The sequence below is a fragment of the Antarctobacter heliothermus genome (genome assembly GCF_002237555.1).
Lineage (GTDB): Bacteria > Pseudomonadota > Alphaproteobacteria > Rhodobacterales > Rhodobacteraceae > Antarctobacter > Antarctobacter heliothermus_B.
The window spans coordinates 4,367,818-4,382,443 of the sequence record NZ_CP022540.1 but is presented as its reverse complement, the minus strand read 5'-3'; the positions used below and the strand labels follow the sequence as shown (position 1 = coordinate 4,382,443).

Below are 14,626 nucleotides of genomic sequence, written 5' to 3'. Positions count from 1 at the left end.
CGGTTCTACAGGAGACAGATGATGAGTTATGACACGCAACCGCAGGCCTCGCATTTTGTCGATGGCCAGTATCTTGAGGATACCGCAGGTGAGGTGATCGAGGTGGTCTATCCGGCCACCGGCGCGGTGATTGCGCGCCTGCACGCGGCGACGCCGGCGGTGATCGAACAGGCGATTTCCAGCGGGCGGCGGGCGCAGGCCGAATGGCGCAAGCTGAGCGGGACGGAACGGGGCCGCGTGCTGCGCCGGGCGGCCGATATCATACGCGAACGGAACCGCGATCTGTCGGTTCTGGAAAGCTATGACACCGGCAAGCCGCTGTCCGAAACGCTGTATGTGGATGCGACCAGCGCGGCGGATGCGCTGGAGTATTTCGGCGGTCTGGCGGGCAGTTTGACGGGTGAACATGTGCAACTGCCGGACGGCAACTGGGGTTACACGGTGCGCGAACCGCTGGGCCTGTGCGTTGGCATCGGCGCGTGGAATTATCCGACGCAGATTTCCTGCTGGAAGGGCGCGCCTGCGCTGGCCTGCGGCAATGCGATGATCTTCAAACCGTCTGAGGAAACGCCTCTCTGCGCGCTGAAAGTGGCCGAGATCATGATCGAGGCGGGCGCGCCCGCAGGGCTGTATAACGTGGTGCAGGGCGCGGGGGCCGTGGGGGCGGCGCTGGTCACCGATCCCCGTGTCGACAAGGTATCGCTGACAGGATCGGTGCCTACGGGCCGCAAGGTCTATGCCGCCGCCGCCGAGGGCATGAAGCATGTGACGATGGAACTGGGCGGGAAATCCCCGCTGGTGATCTTTGACGACGCGGATCTGGAAAACGCCGTTGGGGGCGCGATCCTCGGGAATTTCTATTCCTCCGGGCAGGTCTGTTCCAACGGCACGCGGGTCTTTGTGCAAAAGGGCATCAAGGAGGCGTTTCTGGAGCGTCTGGCGGTGCGTCTGCAAGGGGCTGTGATCGGCGATCCGATGGACGAGGCGGTGACATTTGGCCCGATGGTCAGCGCCCGGCAGCGCGAGATTGTGCTGGGCTATATCGAAAAGGGCGTGGCCGAGGGTGCGCGGCTGGTCTGCGGCGGGGCTGCGCTGGAACGGGACGGGTTCTACATCGCGCCGACGGTTTTTGCCGATGTGACCGATGACATGGTGATCGCGCGCGAAGAGATCTTTGGCCCCGTCATGGCGGTGTTGGATTTCGAGTCCGAGGATGAGGTGCTCCCGCGCGCCAATGACACCACGATGGGGCTGTCGGCGGGGGTCTTTACCCGCGATCTGGCGCGCGCGCATCGGGTGATCGAGGCGTTGGACGCGGGATCGTGTTTCATCAATTCGTACAATGACGCGCCGGTAGAACTGCCCTTTGGGGGCGTCAAGATGTCGGGTGTCGGGCGTGAGAATTCCAAGGCGGCGATCGGACATTATTCGCAGTTGAAGTCGGTGTTTGTGCGGATGGGCGACGTAGAGGCGCCGTTCTGAGGGGCGCGCTTGCGGGCGCGCCCACCCGCCCACCCCGCGCCCGCAAGCGCGCGGTGGGGGCGGTAGGGTGTGTGCCCGTTTTGAAGGTTGAAGGGGCGGACCCATGGAAGCGGATTATGTGATTGTCGGCGCGGGATCGGGCGGCTGTGCCATCGCGGCGCGGCTGACCGAGGCGGGCAAATCGGTGATCGTCATCGAACATGGCGGCAGCGACTGGGGGCCGTTCATCAACATGCCCGGCGCGCTGAGCTATCCGATGAACATGCCGCGCTATGACTGGGGCTATCAGACCGAACCGGAACCGCACATGGGCGGGCGGCGCATGGCCTGTCCGCGTGGCAAGGTGATCGGCGGGTCGTCGTCGATCAACGGCATGATCTATGTGCGCGGTCATGCGCTGGATTATGACCATTGGCGCGATGCTGGCTGTGAGGGCTGGGGCTATGCGGATGTGCTGCCGTACTTCAAGCGGATGGAGGACTGGCACGACGGCGGGCATGGTGGCGATCCGTCGTGGCGCGGTCAGGGCGGGCCACTGCATGTGACGCGCGGCAAGCGGGACAACCCGCTGGTGCAGGCCTTTGTCGAGGCAGGCGGGCAGGCGGGTTATCCGGTCACGGGCGATTACAACGGTGAGCAGCAAGAAGGCTTTGGCGCGTTTGACATGACCGTCTGGCAAGGGGAACGCTGGTCGGCGGCAAAGGCCTATCTGCGTCCGGCATTGGCGCAGGGGGCGGAACTGGTGCGCGGCTTGGCGCGGCGGGTTGTTTTTGAGCAGGGCCGCGCCGTGGGGGTCGAGGTGACGCGGGGCGGCGCGGTCGAGGTGATCCGCGCGCGGGCTGAGGTGATGCTTGCCGCCAGTGCGATCAACTCACCCAAACTGTTGATGCTGTCGGGGATCGGGCCCGGCGCTCATCTGGCAGAACATGGCATCGAGGTCTTGGCGGACCGGGCGGGCGTGGGGCAGAACCTGCAGGACCATCTGGAGCTGTATATCCAAATGGCCGCGACGCAGCCGGTCAGCCTTGCGAAATACTGGAGCCTGATGGGCAAGGCCTGGGTCGGGCTGCAATGGTTGCTGGCGCGCAAGGGGCCGGGGGCGTCGAACCAGTTCGAAAGCGCGGGGTTTATCCGGTCGCAGGCGGGGGTGCAATACCCGGATATCCAGTACCATTTCCTGCCCATCGCCGTGCGCTACGATGGTCAGGTCGCCCCCGAGGGGCATGGCTTTCAGGCGCATGTGGGGCCGATGCGGTCGCCGTCACGGGGCGAGGTGACGTTGCGGTCAGCCGATCCCGATACGGACCCGCGCATTCTGTTTAACTACATGAGCGAAGAGCAGGACTGGCAGGACTTTCGCCGCTGTATCCGGCTCACGCGGGAGATCTTTGGGCAAGCGGCCTTTGCGCCCTATCGCGGCAAGGAATTGCAGCCGGGGGATCAGGCGCAATCGGACGCGGATCTGGACGCGGTGATCCGCGAGCACGCCGAAAGCGCCTATCATCCATGCGGCACCTGCCGGATGGGGGCGGCGGACGATCCCATGTCGGTGGTCGATCCAGAGGGCCGGGTGATTGGGGTTGAGGGGCTGCGAGTGGCGGATAGTTCGATTTTTCCGCGTATCACCAATGGCAATTTGAACGCGCCCTCAATCATGGTGGGGGAGAAAATCGCGGATCACGTTCTGGGACGTCGTATGCCACCGGAGAATGTGCAGCCTTGGGTGCATCCGGAGTGGGAAACCGCGCAGCGCTGAAACTGTTAATGCAGTTAAGGTCCGGTTAACCATTCGTTAACTTGCAGCTTGAATTTGGGTGCGGGCGGGCCGATCTTAACGATATGTTAAGATTTTGTTTCGCTCTTGTTCTCTCTTCGCTGGCGTCGGTCGCTTTGGCGGACCTGAGCGGGCCCTTGCGTGTCATCGACGGTGATACGGTCGTAATTGGTGAGACGCGTATCCGGCTGCATGGCATCGACGCGCCTGAAAAGGCGCAGTTCTGCGGTAGCCGGACAGCTCCGATGTGGCCCTGTGGCAGTTGGATCACTGGCGAGGTGCGGGCGCGGTTCGACGGTCGCAATGCCCGGTGCGCGGCTGTGGACATCGACAAATACGGGCGCACCGTTGCGCGCTGCGAAGTTGCGGGTGAGGATCTGGGCGCGGCGCTGGTGCGGGGCGGACTGGCCTTTGCGTACCTGGACTATTCCCATGATTACCTGCCGCAACAGGCCGCCGCGATGCAACGCGGCGCGGGCCTGCACGGGGCGGGTGTGCAATCACCAGCCGATTTTCGCAAGGCGGCGCGGCGTGGTCATGACGCGCAACATCTTGCCAAGGCCCCCGATGGCTGTGTGATCAAGGGCAATATCTCTAGCCGAGGCAATGCGCGGATTTACCATGTCCCGGGGCAATCGTGGTATGGGACGACGCGGATCAGTCCGGCCAAAGGAGAGCGCTGGTTCTGTTCAGAGGCTGAGGCGCAGGATGCCGGATGGCGGCGGGCGCAACGCTGACAGCCTGAGTTGGCTGTGAGAAAAAAGGCAATGGCTGCGCGGATTTGATCCCGGTCAAAGCATGTGGTTCCGGCTTGTGTAAATTGGTCTTCGAACAGAAGAAAAGGAGACGCCGATGTCACACACACCGCACGAACTGCCCGAAGAGTTTCCGGAATTCGCGGACAAGATGCACGAGTTGAAACAGTCGGACGCACATTTCGTGAAACTTGCGGACGAGTATCATGCAATCAACCGTCAGGTGCATCGGGCAGAGACCAATGTCGAACCGATGGAACAATTGGCCGAAGATCAGCTGCGCAAGCAGCGCGCGTCGCTCAAGGATGAGATCTATGGCATGCTGCGCGCCTGAACACGGGCATTGATCAGTAGGAACGCGCCCCGGGATGACCCGGGGCGTATTTCATTTCAGCGCCGCCTCGATGGCGCGGGTGATTATTCCCGACAGCGGTCGGGTGGCAGAGCCGAAGGTCTCATTGATCTGGCCGTCGGGGCCGATCAGAACCTTGTTGAAGTTCCATGCCGGGGTGAATCCGGACTGTTGCGCGACCCAGCGGTAGAACGGGTGTGCCTGCGGACCCCGGACGGATGTGATGTCGGTCATCGGGATGTCGAGATCGAAATTGACCGCGCAGAAATCCTTGACCTCTTGGGCGGTGGACAGTTCTTGCCGGAAGTCGTCAGACGGAATGGCAAGCACGATCAGACCCCGGTCGCGGTAGCGGTCATAAAGCGCCTGAAGCCCGTCGTATTGCGGGGTAAAGCCACATTGAGAGGCGGTGTTGACCACCAGCACGGGACGGCCCTGCCAGTCATCCATCGACAGCGTGCCGCCGTCGATGTTGGCAAAGGTAAAGCCCTGCGCGGCCCAGACGGGAAACGCGAGCAGAGCGGCGAACAGGGTCAAGGGATGGCCCGTAATGAGGCTGTGGCGATCCCCGGCGCGTTTGTGGGCATCCTAGCCGGGCGCGCTTGACCCCTGCGCAGGATTGCGCATCCTGAACGGGTGATGCGGCGTCGAAAATGGAGGTTCAGGTGTCCCCATCTTGCAGAACGATCTGTTGGGCCGTGTGTTTGGCGACCCTGTCAGGGCCGTCCGTCGCCGAGGACCGCTGCAAGCTGTACCCCACCGGCAGCGTGATCGAGTACAGCTATGAACTGGTGGGGCCGGACGCCTGTCTGGCGTTTTGTGAACAAACAGAGGGATGCGTGGCTTGGTCCTATACGCCGCACACTTTCAACCCCAAGACCGCGCCGGGGGAATGCCGTTTGCTGCCGGATGACGGCACGCGAGAGGATCATACGCGCGACTTCTGCGGGCGCCTGGGCGGCTGAGCGGATCAGTTGGCCGCGCGGTCGTATTCCAGCAACATGAAGGGTTTGCCCTTACCGGTTTTCAACAGGTAGCCGTTGCCGGAGAACGGCTTGTATTCTTCGCCGTCAATCCAGAGCATCGGCGCGGCAGGGTCCAGAGCGACCTTTTTGCCCGCATCGGGCACAAGGGTCATCACCGCGACCCAGCCATGTGGTTCATTGATGTAGACGGCCAGACTTTCACCTGTGGCGGTGTAGTCCATTGCCGTGGTGCCTGCGCCCGCGACGATCCACTTGGTCCCTTCCAGTTCGATCTGTGTGCCGTTGGCGGGATAGGTGTCTTGCGTATGGCCGGGCAGGGCTGTCAGGCCCAGAAAGGCGAACAGTGCCAGAAGACGTATGGATCTCATGGGGGGCTCCTGTCAGAGACCAAAGGTCATGGGGTTGCCCCCGGTCAGGGCAGCCGGTCGCCGAAAACCCGCGACCGGCAGGGGCGATCACATCTCGCCGCAATAGACCTTGTCGGACTCTTCGCGGCTGAACACGCCCTTGATCAGCTTGCACTGGCCGGGCATCCCAGCGTCAAAGCTGTGCGGTCGAAAAGTCCAGCTATCACAGCCCTCAGTGGTCTTGCAGGCAGCAACGCAGTCGTCGGGTGTGGTGAAGGTGTCGATAAACCCGACCTGATCGACTGGGGTGATGGAGCATTTTTCAAATTCTTCCGCCTGAACGCTGGCGGTAAACAGAATCGAAACGATGGATGCGGACAAGAATAGTTTGCAGGACATGAAATACGTCTCCGAAATGTTGATTGAATAGGGCTGACCCTATCAATCGCTACCGTTTCGGAACGGGGAATTCCTGTGGCGGTTTCCCCTAGGGCAAGTCAACTCGTTGGTATGGCCCCAGCGCGGCGGACGCGCTGGGGCCATTGCGGTCATTCCATCGCTTCAAGTTCTTCGATGAAGCCTTCGATCATCGACAGGCCCTTGTCCCAGAATTTGGGGTCACTGGCGTCAAGACCGAAGGGGGCCAGCAGGTCCTTGTGGTGCTTCGATCCGCCTGCTTTGAGCATGTCAAAGTATTTGTCCTGAAAGCCCTCTGGCGCCTCTTGGTAGGCGGCGTAGAGCGCGTTCACGAGGCCATCGCCAAAGGCATAGGCGTAGACGTAGAACGGCGAGTGGACGAAGTGCGGGATGTAGCACCAGAAGGTTTCATAGCCTTCCATGAACTCGAACGCGCCGCCCAAGGATTCCGCCTGCACCGACATCCACAGGGCGTTGATGTCGTCCGGGGTCAACTCTCCGCCGCGGCGTGCCTCATGCAATTTGCATTCAAAGTCGTAGAAGGCGATCTGGCGCACGACCGTGTTGATCATGTCCTCGACTTTGCCCGCCAGCAGGACCTTGCGCTCCTTGTCGCTTTTGGCGTTTTCCAGCATCTTCTGGAAGGTCAGCATTTCCCCAAAGACCGATGCGGTTTCCGCCAGCGTCAGGGGGGTGGAGGACAGCATTTCGCCCTGATCGGCGGCCAGCACCTGATGCACGCCGTGGCCCAGTTCATGCGCCAGCGTCATCACGTCCCGCGGTTTGCCGAGGTAGTTCAGCATCACATAGGGGTGGACATCGGTGACGGTGGGGTGGGCAAAGGCACCGGGGGCTTTGCCCGGTTTCACACCCGCGTCGATCCAACCCTTGTCAAAGAAGGGCGTGGCGATCTCGCCCATGCGCGGGTCAAAGGCGTTGTAGGCGGTCATGACCATCTCACGCGCCTCGTCCCAGTCGACGACACGTTCGGTTTCCATCGGCAGCGGCGCGTTGCGGTCCCAGACCTGCATCACGTCCAGACCCAGCCACTTGCGCTTCAGCTCATAATAACGGTGCGACAGGCGCGGATAGGCGGCGACAACGGCGTTGCGCAGAGCCTCAACCACCTCGGGTTCGACGTCGTTGGACAGGTGGCGGCCGGATTGCGCTGTGGGCATACCGCGCCAGCGATCAAGGATTTCCTTTTCCTTGGTCTGGGTGTTGTGAACGCGGGCAAAGGTCCGGACGTTGTCGGCAAAGACGCTGGCCAGTTCACGGGCGGCGGCCTCACGCTTGGTCCGGTCCTGATCGGTGAGCAGGTTCAGCGTGCCCTCGATGTTCAGCTCTTCGCCGTCGACGTCAAAGGTCAGCCCGGCGATGGTCTCATCGAACAGCCTTTCCCAGGCGTCGCCGACCACGCCCAGATCGTGCAGGAACTTTTCCAGCTCATCCGACAGCTGATAGGGCTTCATCGCGCGCATCCGGTCAAAGGCGCGTTTGTAGCGGGCGAGATCGGGGTTGCCGGTAAACAGTGCCTCATAGTGGTCGTCGCCAAGGCGGTTGGCCTCGAGCGAGAAAAACACCAGCGGCGTGGTGTAATTGGTGATCTTTTCCTGACAATCGGACAGGAACTTGGCGCGCTCGGCGTCGGTGGTCAGCTGGTAGTAGCGCAGGCCGGCAAAGGACATGATGCGTCCCGCGACGGCGGAGATCCGTTCATTGCGCTGCACCAGCGTCAGAAAGGACGCCGAGTCGAGTGTCTCCAGCTTGCCCTCATAGTCGGCGGCAAAGCTGCGGCACGCCTCTTCGAGCCAGTCCAGATCGCGCTTGAGTTCCGGCGCGTCGGGAGAGGCGTAGAGATCGGTCAGGTCCCATTCGGGCAGATCTCCCAGGCCCTTGCCCCCGGCAGTGGCATTGGCATCAAAGACGGGTCGCAGGGTCATGGGGTTCTCCTTGGTCTGTTTGATCAACAGCTAAGCCGCTGCCCGGGCGGCTTCAACAGTCGAAACGGGTATGGCGGTGCGGATTTTCGTCGAAAATCCGTCTATGCCGGTCATGGGCAGGGGAAATGGCGCGGGTCACGCGGTGCAGGTCGGCCCGCACCGCCGCTATGCGGCCGTCAGAAACGGCGTTCCAGCGTCAGGTGAACCGCGCTGTCTCGTTCGCCATCGGTGACAGCAAACAGGGCACTGGAGTCCGGCTGGATCTTGTAGTCCAGCGCCAGCCCGTAGGCGTCATCGGTGGCTTTGTCCGTCAACTCACCAAACGCCAGTAGATCAAACCGGGTGGACACCGGAACGACGACGTCCAGCGCCAGCGCGTCGGGGGTTTCGTTGACGTCCGGGCTTAGGTAGGTGACGCCGACATCCATCTGGCCCACGTCAAACCGCGCGCCCAGTTTGGCGTTGAATCCCTCATGGGTAAAATCGTCCGACGTCACGGTTTCCACCGCAGCCGCCAGCGTCCAGCCCGCGCCCTGATAGGTCAGCGCGACCGAGGCAGAGCGAAAGTTGCCCTTTTTCGCATCGTGGATCGAAACGGCGACGTCTGTTTGACCGAATGCCTGTTGCCACGACACCCCCCACGGCACCGCCGTGCGGCGCATCGCTTCGACCGTGGCGTGGGCGCGGGTGTATTCGGCGCGCTCATAGGCCAGATAGGGGGCTGTTCGGGCAAAGACCGACGGCAGCACCTGATCAAAGGCCGGGCGCACCACACCTGCGCGCCATGTGTCGTCCCAGGCAAAGGCAGCATAGGTTTCGTGCGGTCGCTTGCCGTCAAGCCCGAAGAGATAAGTGCCAATCTCGAACGTCAGGGGAAAGCGTTGGGTCAAGGGAATGGCCGCCGTGGCGTCGATCACACCAATCCCAGAGCCGCCAGCGATGTCGGTCGTGCCAAGCGCAACCGTGCCGTCAAAGCTGAAGGATTGCGCTGATGCGACAGCGGGCGACAGAAGGACAAATGAGAGCAGCGCGGGACGGAGCATGAGTGGCAATACCTTGAATTTAATGTGCCAAGGGTAGCCACTTAGGCGCTGGCCCTGCCAGTCCGCAATACCGGACCCTGCGGAAACCGCGGTTTGTGTCAGCCGTAGGCGGCAAGCAGCGCATGCAGATCGTCCAATGTGTTGGCTTCTTGGGCGGTTTTGTCATGCCGCCAGCGGGCCATGCGGGGAAACCGCAAGGCAAGGCCGGACTTGTGCCGAGGGCTTGGCTGGATGCCCTCAAAGGCGATCTCAAAGACATGTTTGGGCCGTACCTGCCGCACCGGGCCAAAGCGTTGCAGGGTATTCTTGCGCACCCAGCGGGTGATCTCCTCAAACTCGGCGTCGGTCAGGCCGGAGTAGGCCTTGGTGAATGGCACCAGATCGTTGCCTTGCCAGACCGCAAAGGTGAAGTCGGTGAACAGGTTGGCGCGGCGGCCGTGGCCCTGTTGGGCGTAGATCATGACGGCGTCGACGGTTAGCGGATCCAGCTTCCACTTCCACCAGTCGCCTTTCTTGCGGCCTGACAGATAGGGGCTGTTTTTGCGTTTCAGCATCAGGCCCTCTGCGCGCATGTCACGAGCCTTGTCGCGGGTCTTGGCGAGTTGGGCCCAGTTGTCGAACGGCAAGGCGGGGGAGGGACGGATGGGGACGTCCTCTGGCAGGTCGGCCAGCAGCGTTTCCAGTGCCGCGCGGCGGTCGATCAGCGGGCTGTTGCGCAGGTGTTGGCCGTTGTGTTCCAGTAGGTCATAGGCCAGCAGGATCACGGGGGCCTCGCGCAGCAGTTTCTTGGGCACTGTCTTGCGCCCGATGCGCGGTTGCAGCGTGTTGAACGGCAGCGGTTGCGTGCCGTCCCACGCGACAATCTCACCGTCCAGCACGGTGCCCGGCGGCAGGAAATCAACGGCGCGGGCAAATTCGGGGAAACGGTCGGTCATCAGGTCCTCGCCCCGCGACCAGACGTGATGGGCATTGTCGCGCAGGATCAACTGCCCCCGGATGCCGTCCCATTTCCACTCCGCTTGCCAATCTGCCGGAGCACCCAGCGCGTCAGGTGCGTCATCCAGTTGATGCGCAAGGTAGAACGGATAGGGACGGCTTTGATCGGCGGCGGGGTCGTCGGCCTCGATCAGGGCGTGAAAGCTAGTGTCGCCGGGTGTCCAACCGCCCATCAGCTTGTGCGCAAGGGTGGCCTCTTGTTGCCCGGTGGCCTGCGCCAACGCGCGGGTCATCAGCTTTCGGCTGACGCCGATGCGAAACCCGCCGGTGATCAGTTTGTTGAACAGGAACCGTTCTGTTGGGTCCAACTGGTCCCATGCATCAAGAATGCGGGGTTTGCGCTCCTCCAGCGGGACGTCGTGCAAGGCGCGCAGAATGTCGATCCAGTGGGTCAGGCTGTGGTCAGAGGTCCGCGAAGGCGGCGGCAGAATCAGGGCCAGAGTTTCGGCCAAATCGCCGACGATGGGATAGGACTCTTCCAGCAGCCAGAGAGGAATTTCAGCGCGCTCTGCCGCCCATGTCCGCAAGGCAGTGGTCGTGACGGCGCGTTTGGGCCGACGGCCCGTGAACAACGCGATGCACCAGAGTTTGTCGCTGTCGGGTGCGTGGGTAAAGTATTCGGCCAAAGCCGTTGTTTTGGCCGTGGTTTTGGTGGTCTGGTCGATGGCGGTGAAGAGGGCGGCAAAGCGTTTCATGACGCCTCTTCCTCGGTGCCAAACTCGGTCGGGACAACTTCGGCGTCATAGCCTTGGGTCTTGAGCCAGCGGGCGAAGATATCCGTGTAACCGTGTGTGGTAAATACCTTTTCCGCGCCGGTCGCCTTGATCGCCTGATGCAGGCCGGGCCAGTCGGCGTGGTCAGATACGACAAACCCCCGGTCCATGGCCCGGCGACGGCGGATGCCGCGCAGGCGCATCCAGCCGGACGCAAACCCGGTAGAGGCTGGACCGAAACGGCGCGCCCATGTGCTGCCAAGTGCCGAAGGCGGAGCAAGGATCAGCGCACCCTTGTGGGACTTGGTGTCCGTATCTGGTGTGACCGGGATCGTGTCGGGCAGCGCATAGCCCTGCGCGCGCAGGATGGCATTGGTGGCCTCGACCGCGCCGTGGGTCAGGATCGGGCCTTGGGGGGCCAGAATGGACAGCAGACGCTGCGCCTTGCCCAGCGAATAGGCCCCCAACAGCGACGCGCGGCCCTGCGCGGCGTTGCCGGCCCACCATGCGTTGATGTCTGCCGCAACTGCGTCCTGCGACGGCCATGTGAAGACGGGCAGGCCAAAGGTGCATTCGGTGATGAAGGCGTGACAGCGCACTGGCTCAAACGGTTCGGACAGACCGTCAGGCGCGGTCTTGTAGTCACCCGACGCCACCCAGACCTGTCCGCCGACCTCAACCCGGATCTGGGCGGAACCGGGCAGGTGTCCAGCGGGGTGAAAGGACACGCGCGCGCCGCCGATGGCCTGCGCCGCGCCATAGGCGATACCCTCTGCGGTGATCTCCCCCAGCCGATGACGGATCACCGGCAGCGCGCCAGTTGTGGCCAGATACGCGCCGTGCCCCGGTCGGGCGTGGTCGGCATGGCCGTGGGTGATCAGCGCGCGGTCCACCGGGCGCCACGGATCAATGTAGAAATCCCCGGCGGGGCAATAGATGCCCCGGTCGGTAAAGGTGAGGACCGGCTTTGTCATGGTGCAAGGATAGGGGCTTTTTTAGCGCGGACCAGCGAGGGTGCTCTTGTGCCCCTCCAATGGGGTGCGCAAGGGTGGCGGGAACAGCAGGAGGGCCCATGGGTTACGCGGATTTCAAGAAACAGGTACTGAGCGGCGCACCGTTGGCGGGCACCTTTGTCAAGGCACCTTCGATCCCGGTGATCGAGGTGCTGGCGCAGTCGGGGTTGGATTTTGTCTGTCTGGATGCGGAACACGCGCCGTTCGACCGGGTGGGGATGGATGCCTGTATTGCCGTGGCGCGGGCGTTGGATTTTCCGATGATGGTACGGGTGGGCGATGCCAGTCCGCGTGAGATCTTGCAGGCGCTGGATTATGGCGCGGTGGGGGTGATTGTCCCCCATGTCGAATCCGTGGCTCAGGCGGAGGCCGTGGCGCGGTCAGCCCATTTTGGTCTGGGCGGGCGCGGCTATGCCGGGTCAAGCCGCTGGGCCGGATACAGCATCCGCTCTATGCCCGAGGTGCTGGCCCAAAGCCGGGACGAAACCGTGGTGCTGGCCCAGATCGAGGAACCTGCGGCGGTCGAGGCCTGCGAAGAGATCGCGGCGGTCGAGGGCGTGGACGGGTTGTTTCTGGGCCCGGCGGACCTGTCGGTGGGCTACGGGCATACCGATATAGACAATGATGAGGTCAAGGCGGCGCTGGCCCGCGTGGGGGCCGCGTGCCGCGCGGTTGGCAAGGGCTATGCCAGCTTTGTCGGCACAGGAGCTGCGGCGCAGGACTGGGCCGCGCAATATGGCGTCAACATCTTCTGCATCGCCTCTGAACAGACATGGATGCGGCAGGGCGCGGCAGAGGCGGCCCGGGCGGTTCACGGCATCAGCGATTGAGTGAACGGTGCGGCGCGTGGGTGTGTCGGCGGGATCAGGCCCGCAGCGCGGTCTGCGCGCCCGCGCTGTCGAAATGGGAGACAATCTCTGCCAGGACGCGTTCCCGGATCAGCGGTGCCTCCATCAGGATTTCATGTTCACCTTGGTCGACCATGTCCAGCCGTCCGTTCGGCCAGCGGGCCATGCGGGCGCGGATTCGGTCGATGTCGACGATCCGTTCATTGGTGCCGCAATAGCAGATGCTGGGCTGCTGGGGGGAGGGCAGGCGGGCAAGGCGACGCGTTTCTGCAAGAGCCTCATGCAGCCAGTGCAGCGATGGCCCGCCCAGTTGCAGCTCCGGGATCGCCAGCACCTGACGGCGCATATAGTCCCAGCTTTCGGCGTCGGTGGTCAGCAGGTTTTCCGCAAAGGCGTTAGAGGCGACATAGCTGTCGACACCGGTTCCGGGGGCAAAGAGATGTCCCAGCCCCACGGTTTTCGACATGCGTGAGATGGCCCATGCGGCGGGGCGCACCGGGTCGGCGATGCGGATGCCCCACATCGGCCCTGTAAAGACACAAGAGGCCACGTCAAGCCCGTCATAGACGGCGCGCAACCCGATACAGCCGCCCATGGAATGGGCAATCAGGTGGCGTTGGCCGGGCAGGCCCAGATCATCTGCCAGCCGCGTCATCGCCGCGACATCGTGCTGATAATCCTCAAACACGCCGACATGGCCCGTGCGGCGTTCACCCAGCATCCGGTCGGCCAACCCCTGGCCGCGCCAGTCAATGGCCAGCGTGTGATAGCCCGCGTCCGACAGGACGCGCGCCACACGGCCATATTTTTCGACATATTCAGTGCGGCCGGGAAAGAGCAGAACCGTGCCCCGCGCCCCTTGGCTTGCGTAATGCGCGATGCGCACGCGCAACCCGTCCGAGGTGGTCATCCACCAGGCACGGGAGTCAGCCGGACCCTCAGCGAGATCGGCATGAAAAGGGGCGGGGGAGACGTTCATCAGGCCAGAACCTGTGCCAGACGCATGGCGGCGGACATATCGCCCTCAATGGCTAGCTTGCCGGACATGAAGGCCGATGTCGGATCAAGATCGCCGCTGACGATCGCCTCAAAGGTTTCGGCGCTGGCGGTCAGGGTGACATCCGCGTCTTCCTCGCCGGCATGAGCGCCGTTTTCGTCGATGATCAGGCTGCCTTCGTCTTCGATGGTCATTTTCGCGGTGCCTTCAAACCCGTTTCCGTCCATTTTTTCATTCAGGGCGGTTACGGCCGCGTTAACAGTGTCACTCATTTTTATTCCTCGGCTTTCTCTCAAAAACGTGCGCTGGCCAATCGGCGCATTGGCGCTACACTCATCCCAAGTTATGAGGACGGCTAATATGGAATACAAACGTATCCTCGCGGCATTTTGTGCCCTAGTCATGATTTCCCTACCTTCCCTTGGGCGGGCTCAGGACAGGGCAGAGGAGCTGCTGCAAGAGCTGTCGCAGGCCGAAACCGAGGTGGCCGCGCAGCGTCTTGAGAATCAGATCATTTCTGAGTGGTCAAAGTCCGGATCTGCCAGCATGGACTTGTTGTTGAAGCGCGGGCGAGACGCGCTGGAGGTCAAGGATTCTGCCGCTGCGATCGAACATTTTTACGCTCTGACCGACCATGCGCCGGAATTCGCCGAAGGCTGGCACGGTTTGGCGCTGGCGTACTTCGAGGCGGAACGGTTCGGCCCGGCGATGGATGCTCTGGAACATGTTCTGGCTCTGAACCCGGACCATTTTGCCGCGCTGCGCGGGGTGGGGGCGATCAATGAGCAGGTCGGCAAACCGATCCTTGCCTATCGCGCCTTTGAAAAGGTACTTGAACTCAGGCCGCACGACCCCAACGTTTCACAGGCGATGGAGCGGCTTGAACGTGAGGCCATCGGCATCACACTCTGACGAGGCGAACGGACGCTGCTCTGGCTTGGGGCGGGTGCCCGAAACATA

At 62.7% G+C, this 14,626-nt stretch carries 16 protein-coding genes; 7 read left to right on the top strand and 9 right to left on the bottom strand.

What is annotated here, in order from left to right:
• The first annotated feature begins 21 nt into the window (after positions 1 to 21).
• The 4 genes from betB to ANTHELSMS3_RS20720 all read left to right on the top strand — a co-directional run bounded on the left by betB (position 22) and on the right by ANTHELSMS3_RS20720 (position 4,345).
• Positions 22 to 1,482 carry a betaine-aldehyde dehydrogenase gene (gene betB, locus ANTHELSMS3_RS20735; protein ID WP_094037273.1) on the top strand — a complete coding sequence of 487 codons (1,461 nt, stop codon included), beginning with the start codon at positions 22 to 24 and terminating at the stop codon, positions 1,480 to 1,482.
• Positions 1,483 to 1,585: 103 nt separating this feature from the next.
• A complete protein-coding gene (gene betA, locus ANTHELSMS3_RS20730; protein ID WP_094036529.1) occupies positions 1,586 to 3,238 on the top strand; it encodes a choline dehydrogenase in 1,653 nt (550 codons plus the stop codon).
• Between the two features lie 155 nt (positions 3,239 to 3,393).
• Positions 3,394 to 3,993 carry a thermonuclease family protein gene (locus ANTHELSMS3_RS20725; RefSeq protein WP_368074425.1) on the top strand — a complete coding sequence of 200 codons (600 nt, stop codon included), beginning with the start codon at positions 3,394 to 3,396 and terminating at the stop codon, positions 3,991 to 3,993.
• A gap of 115 nt (positions 3,994 to 4,108) precedes the next feature.
• A complete protein-coding gene (locus tag ANTHELSMS3_RS20720; protein ID WP_094036527.1) occupies positions 4,109 to 4,345 on the top strand; it encodes a YdcH family protein in 237 nt (78 codons plus the stop codon).
• A 51-nt stretch (positions 4,346 to 4,396) separates the two neighbouring features.
• Here the strand turns inward: ANTHELSMS3_RS20720 and ANTHELSMS3_RS20715 are convergent, their stop codons facing one another.
• Entirely contained in the window at positions 4,397 to 4,900 is a 504-nt protein-coding gene (locus ANTHELSMS3_RS20715; protein WP_254694798.1) for a glutathione peroxidase, read from the bottom strand.
• A 167-nt stretch (positions 4,901 to 5,067) separates the two neighbouring features.
• On the opposite strand from ANTHELSMS3_RS20715, the gene ANTHELSMS3_RS20710 reads away from it, so the two are divergent.
• A complete protein-coding gene (locus tag ANTHELSMS3_RS20710; RefSeq protein WP_094036525.1) occupies positions 5,068 to 5,328 on the top strand; it encodes a PAN domain-containing protein in 261 nt (86 codons plus the stop codon).
• Positions 5,329 to 5,333: 5 nt separating this feature from the next.
• On the opposite strand, the gene ANTHELSMS3_RS20705 is transcribed toward ANTHELSMS3_RS20710, so the two are convergent.
• From ANTHELSMS3_RS20705 to ANTHELSMS3_RS20680, 6 genes are all read right to left on the bottom strand, one after another.
• Positions 5,334 to 5,717 carry a hypothetical protein gene (locus tag ANTHELSMS3_RS20705; RefSeq protein WP_094036524.1) on the bottom strand — a complete coding sequence of 128 codons (384 nt, stop codon included), beginning with the start codon at positions 5,715 to 5,717 and terminating at the stop codon, positions 5,334 to 5,336.
• Between the two features lie 87 nt (positions 5,718 to 5,804).
• Positions 5,805 to 6,095: a PAN domain-containing protein gene (locus tag ANTHELSMS3_RS20700; RefSeq protein ID WP_094036523.1), complete on the bottom strand. Its 291-nt coding sequence runs from the start codon at positions 6,093 to 6,095 to the stop codon at positions 5,805 to 5,807.
• A gap of 149 nt (positions 6,096 to 6,244) precedes the next feature.
• Positions 6,245 to 8,056, bottom strand: coding sequence for a M3 family oligoendopeptidase (locus ANTHELSMS3_RS20695; RefSeq protein ID WP_094037272.1), 1,812 nt, complete (start codon positions 8,054 to 8,056; stop codon positions 6,245 to 6,247).
• Between the two features lie 176 nt (positions 8,057 to 8,232).
• Positions 8,233 to 9,099: a hypothetical protein gene (locus ANTHELSMS3_RS20690; RefSeq protein WP_094036522.1), complete on the bottom strand. Its 867-nt coding sequence runs from the start codon at positions 9,097 to 9,099 to the stop codon at positions 8,233 to 8,235.
• Positions 9,100 to 9,197: 98 nt separating this feature from the next.
• Positions 9,198 to 10,790: an ATP-dependent DNA ligase gene (locus ANTHELSMS3_RS20685; RefSeq protein ID WP_094036521.1), complete on the bottom strand. Its 1,593-nt coding sequence runs from the start codon at positions 10,788 to 10,790 to the stop codon at positions 9,198 to 9,200.
• On the bottom strand, positions 10,787 to 11,782 hold the full coding sequence (locus tag ANTHELSMS3_RS20680; RefSeq protein ID WP_094036520.1) for a ligase-associated DNA damage response exonuclease: 996 nt from the start codon (positions 11,780 to 11,782) through the stop codon (positions 10,787 to 10,789). The genes ANTHELSMS3_RS20685 and ANTHELSMS3_RS20680 overlap by 4 nt, the downstream gene beginning before the upstream one ends.
• Positions 11,783 to 11,880: 98 nt before the next feature.
• Here ANTHELSMS3_RS20680 and ANTHELSMS3_RS20675 point away from each other — a divergent pair, with 98 nt between their 5' ends.
• Positions 11,881 to 12,651, top strand: a complete 771-nt coding sequence (locus ANTHELSMS3_RS20675) for an HpcH/HpaI aldolase family protein (protein WP_094036519.1) — start codon at positions 11,881 to 11,883, stop codon at positions 12,649 to 12,651.
• 34 nt (positions 12,652 to 12,685) lie between these two features.
• Here the strand turns inward: ANTHELSMS3_RS20675 and ANTHELSMS3_RS20670 are convergent, their stop codons facing one another.
• Together ANTHELSMS3_RS20670 and ANTHELSMS3_RS20665 are read right to left on the bottom strand one after the other, a co-directional pair.
• Positions 12,686 to 13,648 (bottom strand): alpha/beta fold hydrolase, encoded by a 963-nt coding sequence (locus ANTHELSMS3_RS20670; RefSeq protein WP_094036518.1) that lies wholly within the window; start codon positions 13,646 to 13,648, stop codon positions 12,686 to 12,688.
• A complete protein-coding gene (locus ANTHELSMS3_RS20665) occupies positions 13,648 to 13,938 on the bottom strand; it encodes an SCP2 sterol-binding domain-containing protein (RefSeq protein WP_094036517.1) in 291 nt (96 codons plus the stop codon). Before ANTHELSMS3_RS20665 ends, ANTHELSMS3_RS20670 begins: the two co-directional genes overlap by 1 nt.
• 88 nt (positions 13,939 to 14,026) lie before the next feature.
• On the opposite strand from ANTHELSMS3_RS20665, the gene ANTHELSMS3_RS20660 reads away from it, so the two are divergent.
• Positions 14,027 to 14,578, top strand: coding sequence for a tetratricopeptide repeat protein (locus tag ANTHELSMS3_RS20660; protein ID WP_368074424.1), 552 nt, complete (start codon positions 14,027 to 14,029; stop codon positions 14,576 to 14,578).
• Positions 14,579 to 14,626 lie beyond the last annotated feature (48 nt).